The sequence below is a fragment of the Mesorhizobium sp. WSM4830 genome, from assembly GCF_055811495.1.
Genome location: NZ_JBVVQI010000006.1, coordinates 212,510 through 234,058, shown reverse-complemented (window position 1 = coordinate 234,058; position 21,549 = coordinate 212,510). Strand labels below are relative to the sequence as shown.

16 protein-coding genes, 1 tRNA gene and 1 pseudogene are annotated in these 21,549 nt (G+C 61.1%); 10 read left to right on the top strand and 8 right to left on the bottom strand.

Going from position 1 to position 21,549, the window contains the following annotated elements; genetic code table 11:
- Positions 1-191: 191 nt before the first annotated feature.
- Both AC0L2Y_RS11195 and AC0L2Y_RS11190 read right to left on the bottom strand, forming a co-directional pair.
- Positions 192-1,805, bottom strand: a complete 1,614-nt coding sequence (locus AC0L2Y_RS11195; protein ID WP_473556038.1) for an AAA family ATPase — start codon at positions 1,803-1,805, stop codon at positions 192-194.
- Positions 1,806-2,129: 324 nt separating this feature from the next.
- A complete protein-coding gene (locus AC0L2Y_RS11190) occupies positions 2,130-3,662 on the bottom strand; it encodes an anti-phage dCTP deaminase (RefSeq protein ID WP_473556036.1) in 1,533 nt (510 codons plus the stop codon).
- A gap of 54 nt (positions 3,663-3,716) precedes the next feature.
- Here AC0L2Y_RS11190 and AC0L2Y_RS11185 point away from each other — a divergent pair, with 54 nt between their 5' ends.
- Positions 3,717-3,893, top strand: a complete 177-nt coding sequence (locus AC0L2Y_RS11185) for a hypothetical protein (protein ID WP_473556035.1) — start codon at positions 3,717-3,719, stop codon at positions 3,891-3,893.
- Positions 3,894-4,038: 145 nt separating this feature from the next.
- On the opposite strand, the gene AC0L2Y_RS11180 is transcribed toward AC0L2Y_RS11185, so the two are convergent.
- Both AC0L2Y_RS11180 and AC0L2Y_RS11175 read right to left on the bottom strand, forming a co-directional pair.
- Positions 4,039-4,112 (bottom strand) — tRNA-Gln (locus AC0L2Y_RS11180).
- A 118-nt stretch (positions 4,113-4,230) separates the two neighbouring features.
- A complete protein-coding gene (locus AC0L2Y_RS11175; protein ID WP_473556033.1) occupies positions 4,231-5,163 on the bottom strand; it encodes a lysylphosphatidylglycerol synthase domain-containing protein in 933 nt (310 codons plus the stop codon).
- 486 nt (positions 5,164-5,649) lie between these two features.
- Between AC0L2Y_RS11175 and AC0L2Y_RS11170 the strand changes: the two genes are divergently transcribed.
- Both AC0L2Y_RS11170 and AC0L2Y_RS11165 read left to right on the top strand, forming a co-directional pair.
- Positions 5,650-7,074: a Ppx/GppA phosphatase family protein gene (locus AC0L2Y_RS11170; protein ID WP_473556031.1), complete on the top strand. Its 1,425-nt coding sequence runs from the start codon at positions 5,650-5,652 to the stop codon at positions 7,072-7,074.
- A gap of 58 nt (positions 7,075-7,132) precedes the next feature.
- Positions 7,133-7,828 carry an RlmE family RNA methyltransferase gene (locus AC0L2Y_RS11165; protein WP_473556029.1) on the top strand — a complete coding sequence of 232 codons (696 nt, stop codon included), beginning with the start codon at positions 7,133-7,135 and terminating at the stop codon, positions 7,826-7,828.
- A gap of 180 nt (positions 7,829-8,008) precedes the next feature.
- On the opposite strand, the pseudogene AC0L2Y_RS11160 reads toward AC0L2Y_RS11165, so the two are convergent.
- Positions 8,009-9,429, bottom strand: a pseudogene (locus AC0L2Y_RS11160) (MFS transporter).
- 294 nt (positions 9,430-9,723) lie between these two features.
- On the opposite strand from AC0L2Y_RS11160, the gene guaB reads away from it, so the two are divergent.
- Genes guaB through AC0L2Y_RS11145 form a run of 3 tightly spaced genes read left to right on the top strand, consistent with a single transcriptional unit; the run spans position 9,724 to position 12,245 of the window.
- On the top strand, positions 9,724-11,226 hold the full coding sequence (gene guaB, locus AC0L2Y_RS11155; RefSeq protein ID WP_473556027.1) for an IMP dehydrogenase: 1,503 nt from the start codon (positions 9,724-9,726) through the stop codon (positions 11,224-11,226).
- A gap of 31 nt (positions 11,227-11,257) precedes the next feature.
- The gene (locus AC0L2Y_RS11150; protein WP_352491924.1) at positions 11,258-11,797 is read left to right on the top strand and encodes a hypothetical protein; all 540 of its coding nucleotides are present in this window, start codon (positions 11,258-11,260) and stop codon (positions 11,795-11,797) included.
- 28 nt (positions 11,798-11,825) lie between these two features.
- Complete coding sequence (locus AC0L2Y_RS11145) at positions 11,826-12,245, top strand: MAPEG family protein (protein ID WP_352491835.1); 420 nt, start codon at positions 11,826-11,828, stop codon at positions 12,243-12,245.
- Positions 12,246-12,257: 12 nt separating this feature from the next.
- Here the strand turns inward: AC0L2Y_RS11145 and rnd are convergent, their stop codons facing one another.
- Positions 12,258-13,409 (bottom strand): ribonuclease D, encoded by a 1,152-nt coding sequence (gene rnd / locus AC0L2Y_RS11140; RefSeq protein ID WP_023674454.1) that lies wholly within the window; start codon positions 13,407-13,409, stop codon positions 12,258-12,260.
- A gap of 74 nt (positions 13,410-13,483) precedes the next feature.
- The gene (locus tag AC0L2Y_RS11135) at positions 13,484-14,731 is read right to left on the bottom strand and encodes an MFS transporter (RefSeq protein WP_473556085.1); all 1,248 of its coding nucleotides are present in this window, start codon (positions 14,729-14,731) and stop codon (positions 13,484-13,486) included.
- A 257-nt stretch (positions 14,732-14,988) separates the two neighbouring features.
- On the opposite strand from AC0L2Y_RS11135, the gene AC0L2Y_RS11130 reads away from it, so the two are divergent.
- The 4 genes from AC0L2Y_RS11130 to aspS all read left to right on the top strand — a co-directional run bounded on the left by AC0L2Y_RS11130 (position 14,989) and on the right by aspS (position 20,029).
- Complete coding sequence (locus AC0L2Y_RS11130; RefSeq protein ID WP_473556026.1) at positions 14,989-16,257, top strand: ABC transporter substrate-binding protein; 1,269 nt, start codon at positions 14,989-14,991, stop codon at positions 16,255-16,257.
- 68 nt (positions 16,258-16,325) lie between these two features.
- Entirely contained in the window at positions 16,326-17,198 is an 873-nt protein-coding gene (locus AC0L2Y_RS11125) for a carbohydrate ABC transporter permease (RefSeq protein ID WP_473556084.1), read from the top strand.
- A gap of 2 nt (positions 17,199-17,200) precedes the next feature.
- On the top strand, positions 17,201-18,025 hold the full coding sequence (locus AC0L2Y_RS11120; protein ID WP_473556025.1) for a carbohydrate ABC transporter permease: 825 nt from the start codon (positions 17,201-17,203) through the stop codon (positions 18,023-18,025).
- A 213-nt stretch (positions 18,026-18,238) separates the two neighbouring features.
- Positions 18,239-20,029, top strand: coding sequence for an aspartate--tRNA ligase (gene aspS, locus AC0L2Y_RS11115; protein ID WP_473556082.1), 1,791 nt, complete (start codon positions 18,239-18,241; stop codon positions 20,027-20,029).
- A gap of 77 nt (positions 20,030-20,106) precedes the next feature.
- Here the strand turns inward: aspS and AC0L2Y_RS11110 are convergent, their stop codons facing one another.
- A complete protein-coding gene (locus AC0L2Y_RS11110) occupies positions 20,107-21,300 on the bottom strand; it encodes a hypothetical protein (RefSeq protein ID WP_473556022.1) in 1,194 nt (397 codons plus the stop codon).
- Positions 21,301-21,549: the final 249 nt, after the last annotated feature.

Sequence of the window (21,549 nt, the reverse complement as noted above, 5' to 3'; positions counted from 1 at the left end):
GGCAATAGTCGATGAGTTCTTGTGGAACACATAGTCTTCGGACGTGAAAATACTTTGGCTCGCACGCGAGGTGCTGGGGATGCGGCAGACCGGGGGGTGCACCATGCGGCGGAGGCGACACGGTAAAAGTTGCACTGTCACCGTAATTCATCCTAATTCATCCACCGTAATCCATCACCCCAGCAGTTCAATCACTCGGCGTCGATGTCGGCCTTAAGTGTACTGAACAAATTCCGAAGTGTTGACAAAGCCTCGGCATCGTCCATTAGCAACTTCCGGACTGCGCTCTCGTACTGTGCCTTTCCCTGGAAACCGAGGCTTGTTGCAATCCGGTCCAACGCCGGTGTCTCACGAGCGGGATATCTCGCGACGATCGCACCGACGTCTCCGTCATCGCACGCTTGCGTCAATCTCACGACCTCTTCGGCAACAATTGCTGGTACGTCGATCGTGATGGCGATCGGCTGCGCCTGAGCGATATCGGATCGCTTTGGGAGCCTGCTCATTAGTGATTGCCGGATCGAGGCTTCAACTACCCGCTCTGAAAGGCGTTGGATGTGCGGTCGAACAGAGTCGATGGCTGCAGCCTTGGCCTGTTCAAGCAACTGACTCGCGTCTGCACTCGTCATGTGGTGTTGGCGAGTCGCCAGTCGCTCCAGCACTTCGGCGTGATAGTAGATGGACTCGACTGCATAGACCGGTACAGCGTAGACGCTCTTCCCCTTCAGTTCAGCAATCACGCATTGCGGCCGACGATCATTGTCCACGATGCCAAACGCCCGCAACCAGTGCAGATCGTGCGCGTCACGGATGCTCGATACGGCGTGTTCGACATCACGACAGCTCGACTTCGGGATCACCGATACCTGTGGGAACAGCAGGCTATAGAGGGGCTTGTCCAAGCTGCTTTCGGTCCCCTCAACGAAGAGCAACTTGCGGCGGCTGCCAAGAACATCCTGCTTCAGCTGGTCATCAATCTCAGCGCTTGCGCCCATCAGATCAGCATCCCAGTTCGACACATTCGAGTTCTGATAGGTGCAACCTCGGATCAGAAGTGTTCTCGCCTCTGGATTATCCAGAGGCAGCATCACATCGTGCGTGGAGATGACGAACGCGCAGTCAGCTCGCTTCGAGAACAAAAGCGTGAGCAAGGGCGATATGATGGAACGGTGAAGATGCCGCTCGGGTTCATCAATGAGCAGAATCGATCCAGGCTTGCAAGTAAGGACATTTGCCGCGATTAGAAGGGCATTCCGCTCTCCGTCCGACAACTCGGCTATACTGTACTTGGCTCCATTATTTCGCGATGCCATCACTTGCTCGGATTCGTGAATGGATATCTCCACCGGGATATTGGAAAGTCTGAGCAGTTCGTTGATGACTTTTATTGGAGCATCTTTCTTGGCCAACTCTAACGCAAGGTCCGTGTCCTTACCGTCGACGGCATCGGCAATTGATCGTGCCCGAATGTTTTGTGCGTCCACCAGATCATATATGGCCACACTAGCCCGAGCGGACGAGTAGTCATCCTTCCACCGTGACTGAGGGTGCGCATCTGCGTTGAGCATGCTGGTTTCGGTGCTCTTCTTACTATGGGCAGACAGTGTGATCGCATTTGACTCGAACCAAGTCTGGCGATGAGCGGAAATCCTGCGACCCATCGCCCGATGGTTGGAGTAGAAGCGCTGCAGCAGACTGGATTTCCCGGTCCCGTTCGCGCCCAGTACGAAAAGAACTTGTCCGACATCGACTGTGAAGTTCAAGGGTTGCCCGGTCAGCAAAGGTAACGATAGATCAAATGGCATCTTGTTCAGATTCCCGAATCAGTCGCCACGACTCTAGGATGCTTCCTTGATATTTGCACGTCGTGACACGTCGAACAGTTTGACCTTTTCGCACCGACGATCGGGTATAGGATTATGGTGGCAGCGCACAATTTTCTTTCGCCGCCTGCCTCGTTTCCGGGTTTCACGGCTCGCCGATTTGCCCGGCGATGCGGCAGACCGGGAAAGCGAGCAAGGTGAGCACTATGCGGAGGGGGCGACATGGTAAAAAGTGCACTGTCACCGTAGTTCACATTTTCTGCGCCGCTTCAAGCGAGGTCGCTCATGCCTTCCTTACATGCCCCATCAGGTGTTGGACGCCTCTTCTAGCAACTCGGACTTGTTGGTTGCCGATTTGAAGGCTTGAAGCATCGCGTCGGCAACGAAGTTTTCCAGCTGAGTGTAGAAAGGGAATTTTACGTCGCAGACTGGCGCCGCAACACCGTCTTTATAGGGTTCAAACTTGCCATCGCCCTTTTTTCGCTTAGTGCGCTCGAAAAGCTCTCGGTATCGCCTAGGAGACACTCCATAAAAGTGTTGAAACTGCACCGCAGGATAGCCTTGGTAGCGACCCCTGTCACTGCTCTCGACCTGTAATGAATCGGAGTGAAGATCTGACGCAAGGCTTTTCGGATATGGCTCCAAAAATATCACTTTGCTGATGCCTGCTGCTACTATGTGTTTTGCGCACATGTGGCAGGGAAACGTAGTACAGTATAAGGTGCTGTCTCGTACTGCGTGGCCCAGCCGAGCTGCATCGGCTATGGCGGACATTTCGGCGTGAATGATGCGGCCGTATTCCAGGGCATCCATAAATTGAGAATCGAGAACTTTGGCGTTCTCAAGGACGTCGTTTACGCTACGCTCAGGATCGATGATTTTGACTAATTCGGACAAAATCTCTCTTTTGCGTTGATCGTTCGAGTCATGCTCTCTCACGTACTCCCGATCATCGTGATTCTCATCATGCCAATAAGTTCCTCCTGTTGCCTTGGGAACCTCATTGGACCCCAATGCAAGTATTTCGCCGGTTGGTGAAAACACGGCGGCTCCAACCTGACGTGATAAATCAAGAGTTCGAAGCGCAGCAGCCTTGGCCAAAAACATTCCATATTCCATGCGGGTAGGGGAGATGGAATTCGAACCGAAAAGCAGCTCACAAAATCGATCAATCTGTTTTTGAACGGACTGTTCCGCATCATTATTGATGATGAAATCCGCGTCATGAAAAATCTTGGACACTCGTTGGCCGTGAGCGTGCCCCAGTTCGTGTTCGTCGGCTTGGGTCAACGCCTCCGCTTTGTCTCGGAAACGGTGAGGACCTGCCGTGTTGTCATCACTGGCGAAGCGTCTCGACAAATAATCCACTCGCGCTCCTCTGCGAGAATAGATAGACACTTGATAGAAGAGATCGCCGTAAACCGACCTCAATAGATCAATCTCTTCCTTTCGTTTGAACTGATGAAGCAGATAGACAACCCTGCTGAATTCCTCGGCGCCTCCTCGATGAGGAAGGCGAAGGCGCTTTTTGATCACGCGCATTACGGTCGCTGACGCCAAAAAGGCATTGTCCGAAAACCGCTCCCGCAATTGGTCTCCATAAGAGATGTGGGTCTCGTACCGTTCATAAAGCGGCGTTTTCCGTAGTGGTTTGTTCGGCTTCACGTATTTCTGGAAGACCGAAAACACGTCAGTCACTTTGACTTCGACAACGTGATAGCCGCGGCGTTCGAAGTGACTTCGAAAATCCAGCAGCGATTGCGCGATCTCGGCGCCCATCGGTGCAACGAACCCAATGAAGAGTTCCGGGAATTTAATTTGCTTAATGACTGCTCCCACCGAACCATCCCCCCAGATGTGTGTTATCCTCTAGCCAGAAGCTAGGAGGCGACAATGGCTGGAATGAACCCCGAAAGGAAGTCCCAGGATGCGATCGAACAAGCCAACCGCAAATTGCTTCAGGAAAACGATAAGCGATTGGAAAAATGGCGGGAAGATCGGTTGAACTCGATCGAACGGGAGAGAGAAATTACCGATCGAAATCTCGTAAGAGCTTCGGCTCGCGAATAGAATCAGCTTCGATATCCAGCAATCGGCAATCCCGTTTTAGGTACCGCAGAGCTAAATACGCGGCGCACCTGTGATGGGGTGGCCGCCCCGCACAGTTTCACAAACGCGCTGAGCCTTTGAAATCTCGGATTGGATCGAAGGGAACTGGCTGGGGAACCTGGATTCGAACCAGGACTAACGGAGTCAGAGTCCGTGGGTCTACCGTTAACCTATTCCCCAGCAGGCGTGGCTGTTGAAAACCGCGCGGCAGGGCGACGATGTCGCCGCGCGTGCCTTGTAGCCGCCGCCGGAAAATAGTCAACCCTGTGTCTGGGTTCAATTGCTGGCTTCCGGCGCTTCAACTCTCACTCCGGCTGAATTGCGAGCGCTCGAAATAGAGCACCACGCCGAGCGCGATCAGCAGCGGGATGATCAGGTAGAACAGCCGAAATACCAGCAGTGCCGCCAGCACGCCGACCTGGTCCATATGTGACAAGCCGGCGAGGAACACCACCTCGAAGACGCCGAGCCCGCCCGGCGCATGCGAGATCTGCGCGATCGAGAACGACACCAGGAAAACGCCGAGCACGACGAAATAGCCGGGATTGCCGGCGGCGGGCAGGGCGAAGAAGATGATCGCCGCCGCCGCCAGCAGCTCGATCGGGCCGACCAGCAATTGCCGCGCGACGATCGGCAGCGCCGGGTAGTGCAGCTGAAAGCTGCCGATCCTCAGCGGCCTCAGATGCAGCCAGCTGCCGAACACATAGGCCGCCACCACGAGCAGCATGGCGAGCCCGGCGGCTTGCGACAGCTTGTGATGCGGCGTGCCGGAAAACCGGTCGATCACCTCGGGCTCGAGCAGCAGGACGATGCTTGAGACGAACAGCGTCGACAGCACGAAGGTGATCCAGCAGATCGCCACCAGAACGCCGACATCCTGCCCGGTCAGGCCCTTGGTGCCGTAGGCGCGGTAGCGGACCACCGCACCGGAAAACACCGAGCCGCCGATATTGTGCGACAGCGCGTAGGTGGTGAACGAGCAGAAGGTGACGAACAGCCACGAAACTTTTTTGCCGATGTGCAGCAGCGCGATGTGGTCGTAGCCGGCGAGCGAGGCATAGGCGATGACCGAGCTCAGCGCCGCCAGCACCCAGCCGCGCGCCGGGATGGCGACTATGCCGGCCCAGACGTCGTCGAGCGAGATGCCGCGCAATTCGTGCAGCAGCAGCCACAGCGAGAACACCACCGCGGCGATGCCGATGACGGGCCAGAAATAGCGCCTCCAGTTCATGGCCTGACGATCATGCGTTGCAGCCCGTACCCGTTTTCCGGTTCGCAGCAGGAAAACCGCCCGCGGTCCCGAATGATTCATTTCAGAAATGCCTCATTGAAGCCGGCTATTCAACCGGGAACGCGCGTCGCGGCGCTCGCGCCTTTCCTTCTCCCCTTGTGGGAGAAGGTGGATCGGCGCGCAGCGCCGAGCCGGATGAGGGGTGTCGGAAGAAACTCGGCTCGAAAAAATCGAGTGATCTGAACGGCTTACATCTTCGACGCCGCGATCCGTCCAGCACCCCTCATCCGACCGAGCTTCGCTCGGCCACCTTCTCCCACAAGGGGAGAAGGGGTCACCGACGTCGCCGCCTTCACGCCGCCGGCAAAATTCGCCGCGAGCACTCTTGGTGATCCGGCCCGGCGCTGATAGTCTGGCCGCAACTTGAACATGTAAAAGCGCCTGCTGCGTCCGGTCTCGGTTCGCGCGGCGCCGGAAGGAACGACAGTGGAAGACCACGACGCCGGCGCTGGCGCGCCGGAAGTGGGCGTGTCCAGGGGTTCGCCGACGCCGTCCGGCCAGGCAAGCCCATCCACCGGACGCTACGGCCGTCAGGTGCAGCCCCGGTCCGGCAATGGACAGGCTGGCGACACGTCCCACGATCACAAGGGTCAGAACGGCCCGCATCAGAACGGCAAACCCAAGAAGCGGCGCAAGCGCCGGCGCGGGCGCAAGGTTTTCGCACGCGACGAGACTCGTCCGGTGGCAACAGGCACTTCCACCGCCGGCGAGGCCCCGGCCGCTCGCCAGCCCCAGCCAGCGGCTTTGATCGCGCCCCCATCTTCGATCGCGCAATCGGCTTCGATCGCGCAATTGCCTCCAGCCTCGCCAAGGCCGGGGCAAGGTGCCCGCACGCCGCCACCGCTGCAGGAATTGCCGGTATTTGCCGCACTCGACCTCGGTACCAACAATTGCCGCCTGCTGGTCGCGGTGCCGACGCGTCATGGCCAGTTCCGCGTCATCGATGCGTTCTCGCGCATCGTCAGGCTGGGCGAGGGCCTTACCGCCAATGGCCGGCTCGGCGACGCCGCAATGGACCGCGCGGTCGAAGCGCTGAAGATCTGCGGTGACAAATTGCGCAACCGCAAGGTCAGGAAGGCCAGGCTGATCGCCACCGAGGCCTGTCGCACCGCCGCCAACGGCGTCGAGTTCCTCGAGCGCGTCGAGCGCGAGGCCGGCCTGAAGCTCGAGATCATCGACCGCCAGACCGAGGCGCGGCTGGCGGTGTCGGGCTGCGGCTCGCTGGTCGAGCGCGACACGCAAGGGGTCGTGCTGTTCGACATCGGCGGCGGCTCGTCCGAAATCGCGCTGATCGACCTCACCGGCCAGCGCTCGCCGAGGCTTGCCAACCATATCGTCTCGTGGACCTCGCTGCCGGTCGGCGTCGTCTCGCTGGCCGAGCGTTTTGGCGGCCGCACGGTAACGCGCGAGATCTTTGGCGCCATGGTCGAGGATGTCGCAATGCGGCTGCGTGCCTTCGACGGGCGCGACCGGCTGAGCCACCTCCTGTCCAGCCCGAAATTCCATTTGCTCGGCACCTCGGGCACGGTGACGACGCTGGCCGGCGTCCACCTCGATCTCGAACGCTACGACCGCCGCCGCGTCGACGGGCTGTGGATGGATCGCCACAGCGTTGATCGCATGGTCGAAAAGCTGGTCGGCTGGGATTTCCAGCAGCGCGTCGCCAACCCTTGCATCGGCGCCGACCGCGCCGACTTGGTTCTGGCCGGCTGCGCCATATTGGAGGCGATCCGTGCCGTCTGGCCGTCGGAGCGGCTGCGTGTCGCCGACCGCGGCCTGCGCGAGGGCATATTGAGCGAATTGATGGCCGACGACGGCGTCTGGCGCAACAGTGGGCGGGGCAGAGCATGATCCCGAAAAGTGGCTGCCGGTTTTCGGACAAGATCATGCTCAAACAGGCAATCAAGCAATGACCAAGAAACCGGAAAGACCGAGCTCCGCCGGCATTCGCGTGCTGAAGACGAAGATCAAGAAGAAAAGCGGGCTGAAGGAATCGTCGCGCCGCTGGCTGCAGCGCCACATCAACGATCCTTATGTCCAGCGTTCGAAGGCCGACGGTTATCGCTCGCGCGCGGCCTATAAGCTGATCGAGATCGACGACAAGCACCATTTGCTCAAGCCCGGCATGAAGGTGATCGACCTTGGCGCGGCACCCGGTGGCTGGTGCCAGGTCGCCGCCGCACGTACCAAATCTGCCGCGGAACACCCGAACGTCGTCGGCATCGACTATCTCGAGATGGACGCGGTGCCGGGCGCGCCGGTGCTGCTGATGGATTTCCTCGATCCGCAGGCGCCGCAGAAGCTGGCCGAGACGCTGGGCGGGCCGCCGGATATCGTGCTTTCCGACATGGCCGCACCGACCACCGGCCACAAGCGGACCGACCACATCCGCACCATGCATCTGTGCGAGGTGGCGGCCGATTTCGCGCTGTCGGTATTGAAGCCGGGCGGGCATTTCCTCGCCAAGACGTTTCAGGGCGGCGCCGAGAACGAATTGCTGGCAAGGCTGAAGCGGAATTTCCGCTCGGTCCATCACGTCAAGCCGCCGGCCTCGCGCGACGAATCGGTGGAGCTATATCTGCTGGCGAAGGATTTTAAGGGCTAGCGCGCTTTCCTTCTCCCCTTGTGGGAGAAGGTGGCCTCGCGAAGCGAGGTCGGATGAGGGGTGTTCCAGCTTGGCAACACGCTTGCAGTTATCATCGCCTCATTTCTTCCAACACCCCTCAACCGTCTCGGCGCTGCGCGCCGATCCACCTTCTCCCACAAGGGGAGAAGGGAAGGGTCCTCAACTCCCCGGCGGGCTCACCGGCTCCAGCGTCTTCGGCGGCGTCAACCTGCCATGTCCCGACACGCATTGCCGGCGTCCGGCGCCAGCCGCATGAACGACAGCGAGGCCGCCGCCGACACCGCCGCCACGATGAAGAAGGCGGTGTGGAAGTCGCTCAGCGTCAACGGGCCGCCATGGATTTTGGTCGACACTTCCAGGATACCGCCGGCCAGCGCGACGCCGAGCGCGATCGCCAACTGCTGGAACACCGCCGTGATCGGCGTCGCCTTGCTGGTGTCGGCGGCCGAAATCTCGGCGTAGGCAAGCGCATTGATGCCGGTGAAGAACATCGAGCGGATGAAGCCCCCGGCGAGCAGCATGGCGAGGATCAGCCCATAGGACGTGTCGGGTGTGAACAGGCCGTTGATGGCGATGGACGCGGCAGCGATGAGCGAGCCTGAAATCAGCACACGGCGGAAGCCGGCGACCCTGAAGATCAGCGCGGTGACGAATTTCATGCCTATGGCGCCGATTGCCGAGACGAAGGTGATCATACCGGACTGGAACGGCGTCAGCCCGAAACCGATCTGGAACATCAGCGGCAACAGGAAAGGTACGGCACCGATGCCGATGCGGAACAGTCCGCCGCCGAGCACCGACGAGCGGAACACCCGATTGCGAAACAGCTCGAGCGCCAGCAGCGGATTCTTGGCGCGGCGCGCGTGCAGCAGGTAAAGCACCGCCGAAGCCAGCCCGACGGCAACGGTGAAAAAGCCGGCAGCGGGCGGCAGAGCCGGCAGGCTGACCACCGAGAGGCCGAACACGATGCCCGATGCCGCCAGCCCGCTCAGCACGAAGCCGGTGAAATCGAGCGGCGGTGTCTCGGCAGGGTCGGTCTTTGGCAGGAAACGCGTGGCCAGCCAGATGCCGATCAGGCCGATCGGCACATTGATCAGAAAAATCCAGTGCCAGGAAAAATAGGTCGTGATGAAGCCGCCGACCGGCGGGCCGACCAGCGGGCCGACCAGAGCCGGAACGGTCAGCCATGACATGGCGGCGACAAGTTCGCTTTTCGGCGTTGCGCGTACCAGCACCAGGCGCCCAACCGGCGTCATCATGGCGCCGCCAATGCCTTGCAGGAAGCGTGAGACCACGAAAGCCGGCAGCGAATTGGACATGGCGCACGCGACCGAACCGACGATGAACACGGCGATCGCGGCACGGAAGACATTCTTGGCCCCAAAGCGGTCGGCCATCCAGCCGCTGATCGGAATGAAGATCGCCAGCGAAACCAGATAGGCGGTCAGCGCGAGCTTGAGCGCGATCGGGTTGGTGTGGATGTCGATGGCGATAGCCGGCAACGATGTCGCAATGACGGTCGAATCCATGTTTTCCATGAATAGAGCGACCGCCAGGATAAGCGGAATGGTGCGGTTCACGATGGATCCGGCCTTGAAATGTGCGTCGCGATTGCCTGCCGGCCTTGGGGGGCCAAACCGACAGGTAGGGCGGTTATCATGGCTTGGCCCGGATGTCGCATTAATTTGCTGTCACGTTTGTGCGACCGCAAGTCTTGCAGCACCTGCGGCAAATGCAGCTTTGCCACTACACAACCATCGGCTTTTCAACGGCGACGGGACGTGTTACGAGCCAGCGCCAATCCTGAAAGGGAAGAAGACGAGTCGGCGCTGTCCATCAGGGCGAGCGCCTTTACTGCATTCCGAGGGCTGGCAATGGCAAAAATCATCGAGACGTCCACCGGCGCACTGGCGCTGACCTTTGACGACGTGCTGCTGCAGCCGGGTCATTCCGAGGTCATGCCCGGCGAGACCGACATCCGCACCCGCATCGCCGGCGACATCGAACTCAACGTGCCGATCCTGTCGGCCGCCATGGACACGGTTACCGAGGCGCGGCTCGCCATCGCCATGGCCCAGGCCGGCGGCATCGGTGTCATCCACCGCAATTTCTCGCCGGCCGAACAGGCCGAGCAGGTGCGGCAGGTGAAGAAATTCGAATCCGGCATGGTGGTCAACCCCGTCACCATCGGTCCCGAGGCGACGCTTGCCGATGCGCTGGGTCTGATGCGCACCTACAGCATCTCAGGCATTCCGGTGGTCGAGAACGGCGGCACCGGCGGTCACACGGTCGGCCGGCTGGTCGGCATCCTGACCAACCGCGACGTGCGCTTCGCCTCCGATCCGGCGCAAAAGGTCTATGAACTGATGACCCGCGAGAACCTGATCACGGTCAAGGAGAACGTCGATCAGGACGAGGCCAAGCGGCTGCTCCACCAGCACCGCATCGAGAAGCTGGTCGTGGTCGACCGGGACGGCAATTGCGTCGGGCTTATCACGGTCAAGGACATCGAGAAGTCGCAGCTCAATCCGCACGCCACCAAGGATGCGCAGGGACGCTTGCGCGCCGCCGCCGCCACCAGCGTCGGCGATGACGGTTTCGAACGGGCCGAGCGCCTCATCGACGCCGGCGTCGACCTTCTGGTGATCGACACCGCGCACGGTCATTCGCAGCGCGTTCTGGATGCGGTGACGCGGGCCAAGAAGCTGTCCAACTCGGTTCGCATCCTGGCCGGCAACGTCGCCACCGCGGAAGGCACCTTGGCCCTGATCGATGCCGGCGCCGACGCGGTCAAGGTCGGCATCGGACCAGGCTCCATCTGCACCACCCGCATCGTCGCCGGCGTCGGCGTGCCGCAGCTCTCGGCAATCATGTCGGCGGTCGAGACGGCGCAGAAATCGGGCGTGTCGGTCATTGCCGATGGCGGCATCAAATATTCGGGCGATCTCGCCAAGGCACTGGCCGCCGGCGCCAGCGCGGCGATGATCGGCTCGCTGCTGGCCGGCACCGACGAGAGCCCGGGCGAGGTCTATCTGCACCAGGGCCGCTCCTTCAAAGCCTATCGCGGCATGGGCTCGGTCGGCGCGATGGCACGCGGCTCCGCCGATCGTTACTTCCAGGCCGAGGTGCGCGACACGCTGAAACTGGTCCCGGAAGGCATCGAAGGGCAGGTCCCATACAAAGGACCTGTGTCTGGCGTGCTGCACCAGCTTGCAGGCGGCCTGAAAGCCGCTATGGGTTATGTCGGTGGCCGCGACCTTGCCGATTTCCGCGAGCGCGCCACTTTTGTGCGGATATCCAATGCCGGACTTCGTGAAAGCCACGCCCATGACGTCACGATTACCCGCGAAAGCCCGAATTATCCTGGCGGAGCCTGACCGTCATGCGTCTTGGCGCAATCTGGCGGCAATGATCCTGCGGCTGTCGCGCCACGCGGCCGCACTCTGTGTCGCCGCCGTGGCGGTTTTCATCATCATGACGGCGATGGAGTTCCTCTATTTTCGCCAATTGAGCGGCGGTCTGCCGTCGCTCGACATGCGCTATGCCGGTTTCACCCCGGATGAGGGCATGGCCTGGCTGACGGCCCTCGGCCGGCGCGGCAGCGAGATTATCCTCGTCTGGCATTACCTGACCTTCGACCTGCTGTTTCCGGCGCTGCTGTCGCTGACGATGGTAAGCCTGATCCTGGCCACGGGCCGGCGGCTGAAGAACTTCCGTGCACTGCCTGCGCAAACCCAGTCGATATTCGCGGTTGTGCTGGTGCTGCCATACCTGCTTACCGACTATGCCCAGAACATCGCCGTGGCTCGTCTTTTGTCCGATTTCCTGTCGGCCAATCCGGATTCGCTATCCTTCGCCTCGGCGCTGATCGTCACCAAATTCGCCCTGCTGGCGATACCGGTGACCGTCATTGCGGCTTTCATTCTGATGGCTCAGAAACGGCCTTGAAGGCTGGGTGACAACGACAGGGGGCGTCTTGAACCAGACCGCGATCTTCTGGCCGATGCTGGCGCAGGTGCTGCTGGTCTATATCGTCTATGTCGTAATGGGCCGGCGCCGCCATGGCGCGGTCAGATCGGGCGAAGCCAAGACCGGCCAGTTCAAGACGCGCTCGACGGAGCCTGGGTCCAGTATCACCGTCGCCAACAATCTGAGCAACCAGTTCGAACTGCCGGTGCTTTTCTACGTCTTATGCTTGACGCTGCACGTGACCAATGGCGTCAATTATCTGACTTTGGCACTGATGTGGATCTTTGTCGTCTCCCGCTATCTTCACGCATCGGTCCACTTGACCAGCAATCGGATAATCCTGCGCAGCAGGGCATTCTACCTGGGCGCGGTCGTTCTTGCACTTGGCTGGATATGGCTAGCGCTGCATCTGCTCGGCTTGGTTTGAGCAAGCTCAAGGCTACAAATCGAACACCGCGATCTTGCGCTTGTCGAACCTGATGGCGAGTTCGCCGCGCACCAGCTTGAGCGCGGCTTCGCCAAAGACGGCGCGCCGCCAGCCTTGCAATGCCGGCACGTCGGCTTCCTCGCCCTCGGCAGCGATGCGGTCGATGTCGTCACTGGAGGCGAGTACCTTGGATGCGACGCCCTCCTTTTCGGCAACGATCCGCAACAGCACCTTCAGCAACTCCGCAGCCGCGCTTGACCCCTCCGGCGGCTGGAAGCTCTTCGGCAGCTTCGGCATCTCTTCCCTGGGCAGGGCAAGGGCAGCGTTTACCGCGCCAAGCAGTGCAGTCGCCGTCGACGAGCGCTCCCAGCCCTTCGGCGTGGTACGCAGCTTGCTCAGCGCCGCAGCGTCGCGCGGCGCCTGCTGCGCCACTTCGTAGATCGCATCGTCCTTGAGCACCCGGCCGCGCGGCACGTCGCGCTCGCGCGCTTCGCGTTCGCGCCAGGCGGCCACCGCCTGCACGATCGCCAGTTCCTGCGGCTTGCGCAGCCGCATCTTGAGCCGCTTCCAGGCATCCTCTGGATGCGGATCGTAGGTCTCGCGCGAGGTCAGCACGTCCATTTCCTCGTTCAGCCAGTGGGCGCGGTTTTCCCGCACCAGCTCGGCGCTGAGATGCTTGTAGACCTCGATCAGGTGGGTGACGTCGGCGAGCGCATAGTCGAGCTGCTTTTCGGACAGCGGACGGTGGCGCCAGTCGGTGAAGCGCGAGGACTTGTCGAGCCGCGCGCCGGTGATGCGCTGCACCAGCTGGTCGTAGGAAACGCTGTCGCCGAAGCCGCAGACCATCGCCGCGACCTGTGTGTCGAACACCGGATGCGGCACCAGATCGCCGAGATGCACGATGATTTCGATGTCCTGCCGCGCCGCATGAAAGACTTTGACGATCGCCTCGTTAGCCATCAGCCTGAAGAACGGTTTCAGGTCGATGTCGGGCGACAGCGGATCGATCAGCGCCGTCACCCCGGGCGCTGCCATCTGGATCAGGCACAGGATCGGCCAGAAGGTCGTTTCGCGAATAAATTCGGTATCGACGGTGACGAATTCCGCCTTTTCGAAAGCGGCAATAGCGGTCTCGAGTTCTTTCTGGGTGGTGATGACGTGCATCAAATCGCTTTTGGCAAGGGACTAGGGTCTCCTTCAATTTCAGCCGCGCGCGCTTTCGTCAAGCGCAAGCACCTCTATCCAGGCTTTGCCGGTTCATCGGGATCGGCATTCCGCTTCGCCAACCGGGCAAAAACCGTCGACGTGCGCAACAGCGCCGTAAAACGGCTGCGATGGGTGGCCGGCACGGCGGAGCGCGCCTGCATCCGGTAAAGGATGACGGCCACGAAGATCGCATAGACGGTGGCGCTGAACACGAACAGCGCGCTCGGCCCGAAAAATTGCATCGCCGTCGAGGCTGCGAACGGCCCGCCTATGGCGCCGAAGGAATAAAACAGCATCAAGGCTGCATTGATCAACACGAACTCGCCCTTGTCGGCGCGGTCGTTGGAATGCGCCGCCGACAGCGAATAGAGCGGCATGGCGAAGCAGCCGAAGATGAAGACGAGCAGGAAGTTGAGGAACGGACTGCCGCCAGCCACGAACGCCAGCGCCAGTGCCGCCACCATCGCACAGCACGTCGTCATCAGCAGCACCGAGCGCCGGTCCCAGCGGTCGGAGAGATAGCCAAGCGGGTACTGGATGATGGCGCCGCCGAAAATGCCGACGCTGACGAAGGTGACGACGTCGGCAACCGACATGCCGATCTGCTCGGCATAGACCGGCGACAGGGTGCGGAAGGCGCTGTTGGTGACGCCGACGGCGATACAGCCGAAGCAGCCGAGCGGCGAGATCCGCCAGACGCGCGCCAAATCGAGCTTGACGTCTTCCGGCGGCGTCGGATTGGAGCGGTCGCCGAGCGAAACCGGCACCAGCGAAACGGTGATCATCATCGACATGATGGCGAAGATGGCAAAGCCGCCGGCGCCAAAGATCGGGATCAGGAACTGGGCGCCAGTCACCGAGCCGATGTCGACCATCCGGTAGATGGCAAGCACCCGCGCCCGGTCGGTGTTGGTGACGCCGGAATTCAGCCAGGCTTCCATGATGGTGAACAGGCCGGCAAAGCAGAACCCGCCGGCGAAGCGCACGGCGCACCACATCACCGGATCGATGACCAGCACCAGAAGCAGCGTTCCCGCCGAGGCGATCGCCGCCAATGCCGAAAAGGCGCGCACATGGCCGACCGACTTCATGATGCGGGTCACGGCAAGGCAGCCAAGCAAAAAGCCGGCGAAATAGAACGTGCCCATCAGGCCGATTGAGGAAGCGGGAAAACCCTCCTGCGCACCACGCAACGCAATCAAGGTGCTCTGCAGGCCGTTGCCGCCGAGCAGGATGCCGGCGGCGATCAGGAGGGGGATCAGCGGGCGGATGGAAGACATGAAGGAAAGCCTGTCGTTGATCCCTTCTTGAACCATCGCCTTCGCCAATGCCAGCGGCAATTCCCGGCGGCGTTGGGGCCAGCCGGAGGCTACCGCGTGGCACCGGACGCTCCGTGTTGGGAACCAAGGCGTATCTTTGTAGTTCAGTGCTGGTGGGCGAATACACGTCTTGTGAGCTGCCGGTGTGCGGAGACGGTGTCGGGCATCGATGTGGTTTCTGTTGCCCGGCCTGAAGCTCCAAAGGGAGGTCCGCCATCATGAAATTTCGTCCCGCATTTGCTGCATTTGCCGTGGCGGCAGTTCTGGCGGCCGGGCCGGCGCGGGCTGTCGACCTCGCCATGGTGTCCGGCGACACCGGCAACGGCCAGCGAATCCTTCGCGAGATCCTCGATCAATACGAGAAGAAGACCGGCAACAAGGTTAGCGTCGTTCCGCTGCCGCCCTCGGCGACGGACCAGTTTGGCCAATACCGGCTCTGGCTCGCCGCCGGAAGCAGCGACGTCGACGTCTATCAAACAGACATCATCTGGGCCCCCCAGCTTGCAAGGCAGTTCATCGACCTGACCGAAGCGACCAAGGATGTCGTTGGCGCCCATTTCCCATCGATCATCAAATCGCAGACCGTGGACGGCAAGCTGGTCGCCTTGCCGATATTCACCGACGCTCCGGCGCTCTACTACCGCAAGGATCTCCTCGACAAATACGGCGCCAGGGTCCCGGCCAGCTGGGCCGAGCTTGCCGACACCGCCAAGCTGGTCATGGACAAGGAGCGCGAGGCCGGCAACAAGGACATGTGGGGCTTCGTTTTCCAGGGCAACGCCTATGAGGGGCTGACTTGCGATGCACTCGAATGGGTGAAGTCGAACGGCGGCGGCCAGATTATCGAACCGGACGGCACGATCTCCATCAACAATCCGCAAGCAGTTGCGGCGCTGGAAATGGCGAGGAGCTGGGTGGGAACCATCTCGCCGCCCGGCGTTCTGGCCTACCAGGAAGAAGAGTCGCGCGGTGTCTGGCAGACCGGCAACGCCGTCTTCATGCGCAACTGGCCCTACGCCTACGCGCTTGGCAACAGCGAAAGCTCACCCATCAAAGGCAAGTTCGAGGTGACGACGCTGCCGCCGGGGTCGGGTGAGGGCGCCCGCCCGGCAGCAACGCTTGGCGGCTGGAATCTCGCGGTTTCCAAATATTCGAAGAACCCGGATGCAGCGATCGAGCTGGTCAAATGGATCGCCTCGCCTCAGATGCAGAAGTACCGCGCCTTGAAGGGGGCATATCTGCCGACCATCGAGGCACTCTATGACGATGCCGACATCGCCAGCGCGCAGCCGGTTATCCCGCGCTGGAAGGAAGTCGTCCTCAACGCGGTGCCGCGTCCCTCGGCCCAGGCCAAGAGCAGGTACAATGAGGCATCGAGCGAGTTCTGGACCGCCGTCCACAACACCATTTCCGGCGAAGGCACGGCCGCCGACAATCTTGCCGATCTGGAGTTCTCCTTGACCAGGCTCAAGGGCACCGCGTGGTGACCTCGCCGCGCTCAGGCTCGCTGCTGGCGCGTCAGCGTGTGCGCTCGGCATGGCTGCTGCTTGCCCCGATGCTCATCGTGCTCGCCGCCGTTGCCGGCTGGCCGTTGACGCGCACGATCTATTTCGGCTTCACCGATGCCTCGCTCGCCGACCTGGAAGCCCGCCGCTGGGTTGGCTTCGCCAATTATTTCTCCGTCCTGCAAATGCCGAGCGGCCGAGTCGTCTATGACGGGCTGCTCGCCGATCCGGTCTGGTGGCGCGCCGTCTGGAACACGGTGCGCTTCGCGGTGATTTCGGTGACCTGCGAGACGGTGCTCGGCATGATCGTCGCGCTGGTGCTCAACGCCAGGTTTCGCGGCCGCGGTATCGTACGCGCCGCTATCCTCATCCCTTGGGCGATCCCGACGATCGTGTCGGCTAAGATGTGGCAGTGGATGCTCAACGACCAGTTCGGCATCATCAACGACATCCTGCTCAAGCTCGGCCTGATCAGCACAAAAATCGCCTGGACGGCCAGCGCCGACACGGCGATGGTCGCCGTCCTCGTTGTCGACATCTGGAAAGCGACCCCGTTCATGGCGCTTCTCATTCTCGCCGGCCTCCAGATGCTTCCACAGGAAATCTATGAGGTCGCCAAGCTCGACGGCGTCGGAGCGTGGAGAATTTTCTGGAAGATCACCTTGCCGCTCATCCGGCCGGCGTTGATGGTGGCCATGATCTTTCGCGGTCTCGATGCCCTGCGCATCTTCGATCTGATCTACGTGCTTACGCCAAACAACATGCATACCAAGTCGATGTCGGTGTTCGCCCGCGAGAGCCTGTTTGAGTTCGACAAGTTCGCTTACGGTTCCGCCGCCTCGACGCTTCTCTTCCTTATCCTCGCTCTACTGACCATGCTCGTTCTTTGGCTCGGCCGGATAAGACTGGACAAGGACTATTGATCATGTGGATCGTCAAGCGCACGGCTTTCTACCTCCTCGTCGCCGTCATCGTCGTCGTCGCGGTGTTTCCGTTTTACTACGCCATCATCACCAGCCTGAAATCGGGGACGGCGCTCTTCCAGATCGACTATTGGCCGACGACGATTACCTTCAGCAATTACAGAACCGTGTTCACCGAGGGGACCTTCCTGCGCAACCTCGTGAACTCGCTGTTCATCTCGAGCGCCGTCGTCGTCATTTCGCTGTTCCTGGGCGTCACCGCCGCCTATGCGCTGGCGCGCATCCGCTTCAGAGGCCGTTCGGCGCTGCTCCTCATCATCCTGTCCGTCTCGATGTTCCCGCAATTGGCGGTGCTTGCCGGTCTTTTCGAGCTGATCCGCACCTTCGGCCTCTACAATTCGCCGTTTGCGCTGATCTTGTCCTACATGATCTTCACCTTGCCGTTCACCGTCTGGGTGCTCACCGCCTTCGTTCGCGACCTGCCGATCGAGCTGGAGGAAGCGGCGATCCTCGATGGCGCCACGCCGTGGATCATCATCAGCCGCGTCTTCCTGCCGCTGATGTGGCCGGCGCTGGCGACCACCGGGCTTCTCGCCTTCATCGGTGCGTGGAACGAGTTCCTGTTCGCCCTGACGTTTACCTCCAGCAACGAGCAGCGAACCGTGCCGGTGGCGATCGCGCTGCTCTCCGGCAACTCGCAGTTCGAGATCCCGTGGGGCAACATCATGGCCGCATCGGTGATCGTCACCGTGCCGCTTGTCATCCTCGTCCTGATCTTCCAGCGCAAGATCATCTCCGGCCTCACCGCGGGCGGGGTGAAGGGGTGAGGTGCATAGTTGAACTGCCGGCACGGAGCAGCGAACTCAGATGGACGCCTCGGGCATAAATTGATGCCAGTGGGATAGGGGCGAGAAGAACGCGAACTCGACCCGGCTGCCGCTTGCCTTGACAAATGCACCCTCTCATGTGCTTTTCGCGCAAATTTTCAGGCTGGGCCATCGTGCCTTGGCCGCAACCAACATCCGGACCTAGCAATGACAATGCATCGTTACCGCAGCCATACCTGTGCCCAGTTGAGAAAGAGCGACGTCGGTTCCTCCGTTCGCCTGTCGGGCTGGGTGCATCGCGTGCGCGACCATGGCGGCTTGCTGTTCATCGATTTGCGCGATCATTACGGCCTGACCCAGATCGTCGCCGATCCGGATTCGCCCGCCTTCAAGATCGCCGAGACCCTGCGCGGCGAATGGGTCGTCCGCGTCGACGGCGAGGTCAAGGCGCGCCTCGCCGACACCGTGAACCCTAATTTGCCGACCGGCGAGATCGAGATTTTCGCGCGCGAGATCGAGGTGTTGTCGGCGGCCAGGGAATTGCCGCTGCCGGTCTTCGGCGAGCCGGATTATCCGGAGGACATCCGCCTCAAATACCGCTTCCTCGACCTGCGCCGCGACACGCTGCACAAGAATATCGTCGCGCGGACGAAAATCATCGCCGAGATGCGCAAGCTGATGGGCGAGGTCGGGTTCACCGAATTCTCGACGCCGATCCTGACCGCCTCGTCGCCGGAAGGGGCGCGCGACTTCCTGGTGCCGTCGCGCATCCACCCCGGCACTTTCTACGCGCTGCCGCAGGCACCGCAGCAGTATAAGCAGCTGATCATGGTGTCCGGCTTCGACCGCTACTTCCAGATTGCGCCGTGCTTCCGCGACGAGGACCCGCGCGCCGACCGTCTGCCGGGTGAATTCTACCAGCTCGACGTGGAGATGAGCTTCGTCGAGCAGGAGGACGTGTTCACCACCATGGAGCCGGTGATGCGGGGGGTGTTCGAGACCTTTGCCGCCGGCAAGCCGGTGACGCAGAAGTTTCCGCGCATCGCCTATGATGTCGCCATGCGCAAATACGGCACCGACAAGCCGGACCTGCGCAACCCGATCGAGATGCAGGCCGTCTCCGATCATTTTCGCGATTCCGGCTTCAAGGTATTCGCCAGCATCCTTGCCAACGATCCGAAGGCCGAGGTCTGGGCTATTCCGGCCAAGACCGGAGGGTCGCGCGCCTTCTGCGACCGCATGAACTCATGGGCGCAAGGCGAGGGCCAGCCAGGGCTGGGCTATATCTTCTGGCGCAAGGAGGGCGAGAAGCTTGAAGGCGCCGGGCCGCTGGCCAAGAACATCGGCGAGGAGCGCACCGAGGCGATCCGACAACAACTCGGCCTTGCCGATGGCGATGCCGCCTTCTTCGTCGCCGGCGACCCGAAGAAATTTGTCTCCTTCGCGGGAGCGGCGCGCACCCGCGCCGGCGAAGAACTCAATCTTGTCGACCGCGACCGCTTCGAATTGTGCTGGATCGTCGACTTCCCGTTCTTCGAATGGAACGAGGAGGAGAAGAAGATCGACTTCGCGCACAATCCGTTCTCGATGCCGCAAGGTGGCATCGATGCGCTTAACGGCGAGGATCTGCTCGGCATCAAAGCGTTCCAGTACGACATGGTCTGCAACGGTTTCGAGATCGCCTCGGGCGGCATCCGCAACCATCTGCCGGAAGCCATGGTCAGGGCCTTCGAAACCGTCGGGCTGGACCGCGCAACGGTCGAGGAACGCTTCGGCGGCCTTTACCGTGCCTTCCAGTATGGCGCGCCGCCGCATGGCGGCATGGCGGCCGGCATCGACCGCGTCGTCATGCTTCTGGTCGGCGCAAGGAACCTGCGCGAAGTGACAATGTTTCCGATGAACCAGCAGGCCTACGATCTGTTGATGAACGCGCCGTCGGAAGCCAGCCCGCAGCAGCTTCGCGAATTGTCGCTGCGCGTCGTGGCGACGAAGAAAGAGCTTTAGGAAACGCTCCGAACTGGTTCTGTTGAATTCATGAAAAAGCCCGGCATCGCTGCCGGGCTTTTGCTTTGGGATCTCAGTCAGTCTTCGTTCGCCGTAACCGTCACGCCGAGCGTTTTCGGCAGGTCGAGCGGGTTGGACATGGCGCCCGCCATGATCAGCGCGAACGGCACCGCTGCCGGCGGCTCGGCCGAGACCTCGATGCTTTGCGGATCGTCGAGGAACTTGTTGACCGCGGCCGAAACCTGCGCCGTCAGTTCCGGATTGTTGAGCTGCGCCATGCCGAAGGGTACGATCGCTTTGGCCTGGTTGGCGATGTCCTTGCCGGACATGCCTTGCTGCTTGCCGGCATAATCGAGCACCTTTTTGGTCAGCGAATCGTCGTCGAAGCGGATCGAGGCGCTGTTGAACGAAAGCTGCTGCAGCAGCCCGAGCATGGCCATGCCTTGCGCGGAATTGTCGGCGCCTTCGGGCTGCGCTGCCATCTTCTTCTGCATCTCCTGCATTGATTTGATGACGTCCAGCGTATAGCCGCCGAGATCGAAGGTCATGCCGAGCGTGCCGGCATTGTCGACCGATATTTCGTATTTCGATAAGTCCATCCTGCCGTCGGTAGGCTGCCAGGTGCCTTCCATCTCAAGATTGCCTGATATGTTCTGGTAGCCGAGCGCGTTGATGACTTCCTTGGACTTCGGATCTTCGACCAGGGTCAGGTCGGCAGTGAATTTTTCCGTGGTGCCGGAGAACTCCAGGGCCTTGCCGTCGGCCGGCGGCGTGATTGCGATGGCAAGCCCGTCCATCGAGAACGCAGTCTTGTCGGCGACCTTGACGGTCATGTTTTCTAGCTCGGCCGATTTGTACATCATCAGCGAGCCCAGCGGACCGGTTGCGCCTTCGGCCGGAACCGTCATGTCGTGGATGACGAAGGGGCTGAGATTGAGCGTGACGCCATCTTCGCTGTGTTCGAACGGCAACGTCGATACGGTCGCGATTTGATAGCCGCCATTGGCTTCGGTCACACCTTCGAGCTTGACGTCGCCGATCTTGAGCGCCTCCTTTTCGGCCGCCGGCTTGACCGCCACGCCTTGCAGAACCATGCTGGAGGCGTCGCCGGTTACGCCGGTCCAGGAGAGGTCGACGCCCTGGGCGGCGAGGGCAGCCTTCAGCCGGTCGGCGACCGCGGTATCCTGCGCGAATGCCGCATTCAGCGGCAGCGTCAGCAAAAAGGTCGAAAAAGCCAGTCTTTTAATAAGTGTCGAGTGTCTGATCGTCATCGAGAGCTCCCCTGAGAGTGTCCTGAAATTCTTTTCAAATCGTCGCGTCGCCACCATTCGGTGACGAACTGGACCGGAAAAAGGCGGGCCTCGGCACAATGGTCGAAAATCGCGACCAAAGGCAAACCCGATCCATCAGGCTTGCGATAGAAGCAGGATGTAACGGATTGATGTTGGCCGGCGTAGCGACGCTCCCAATTCCTGTTGCATAGGAGGACGTATGATGGTGCCTCTTGCCGCGAATCACCC

What these genes read in the sequence shown, in the direction of transcription:
- AC0L2Y_RS11195 (WP_473556038.1), bottom strand. Translation starts at nt 1,805, where the DNA reads ATGCCATTTGATCTATCGTTACCTTTGCTGACCGGGCAACCCTTGAAC.
- AC0L2Y_RS11185 (WP_473556035.1), top strand. Translation starts at nt 3,717, where the DNA reads ATGGCTGGAATGAACCCCGAAAGGAAGTCCCAGGATGCGATCGAACAA.
- AC0L2Y_RS11175 (WP_473556033.1), bottom strand. Translation starts at nt 5,163, where the DNA reads ATGAACTGGAGGCGCTATTTCTGGCCCGTCATCGGCATCGCCGCGGTG.
- AC0L2Y_RS11165 (WP_473556029.1), top strand. Translation starts at nt 7,133, where the DNA reads ATGACCAAGAAACCGGAAAGACCGAGCTCCGCCGGCATTCGCGTGCTG.
- guaB (WP_473556027.1), top strand. Translation starts at nt 9,724, where the DNA reads ATGGCAAAAATCATCGAGACGTCCACCGGCGCACTGGCGCTGACCTTT.
- AC0L2Y_RS11150 (WP_352491924.1), top strand. Translation starts at nt 11,258, where the DNA reads ATGATCCTGCGGCTGTCGCGCCACGCGGCCGCACTCTGTGTCGCCGCC.
- rnd (WP_023674454.1), bottom strand. Translation starts at nt 13,409, where the DNA reads ATGCACGTCATCACCACCCAGAAAGAACTCGAGACCGCTATTGCCGCT.
- AC0L2Y_RS11135 (WP_473556085.1), bottom strand. Translation starts at nt 14,731, where the DNA reads ATGTCTTCCATCCGCCCGCTGATCCCCCTCCTGATCGCCGCCGGCATC.
- AC0L2Y_RS11130 (WP_473556026.1), top strand. Translation starts at nt 14,989, where the DNA reads ATGAAATTTCGTCCCGCATTTGCTGCATTTGCCGTGGCGGCAGTTCTG.
- AC0L2Y_RS11125 (WP_473556084.1), top strand. Translation starts at nt 16,326, where the DNA reads ATGCTCATCGTGCTCGCCGCCGTTGCCGGCTGGCCGTTGACGCGCACG.
- AC0L2Y_RS11120 (WP_473556025.1), top strand. Translation starts at nt 17,201, where the DNA reads ATGTGGATCGTCAAGCGCACGGCTTTCTACCTCCTCGTCGCCGTCATC.
- aspS (WP_473556082.1), top strand. Translation starts at nt 18,239, where the DNA reads ATGCATCGTTACCGCAGCCATACCTGTGCCCAGTTGAGAAAGAGCGAC.
- AC0L2Y_RS11110 (WP_473556022.1), bottom strand. Translation starts at nt 21,300, where the DNA reads ATGACGATCAGACACTCGACACTTATTAAAAGACTGGCTTTTTCGACC.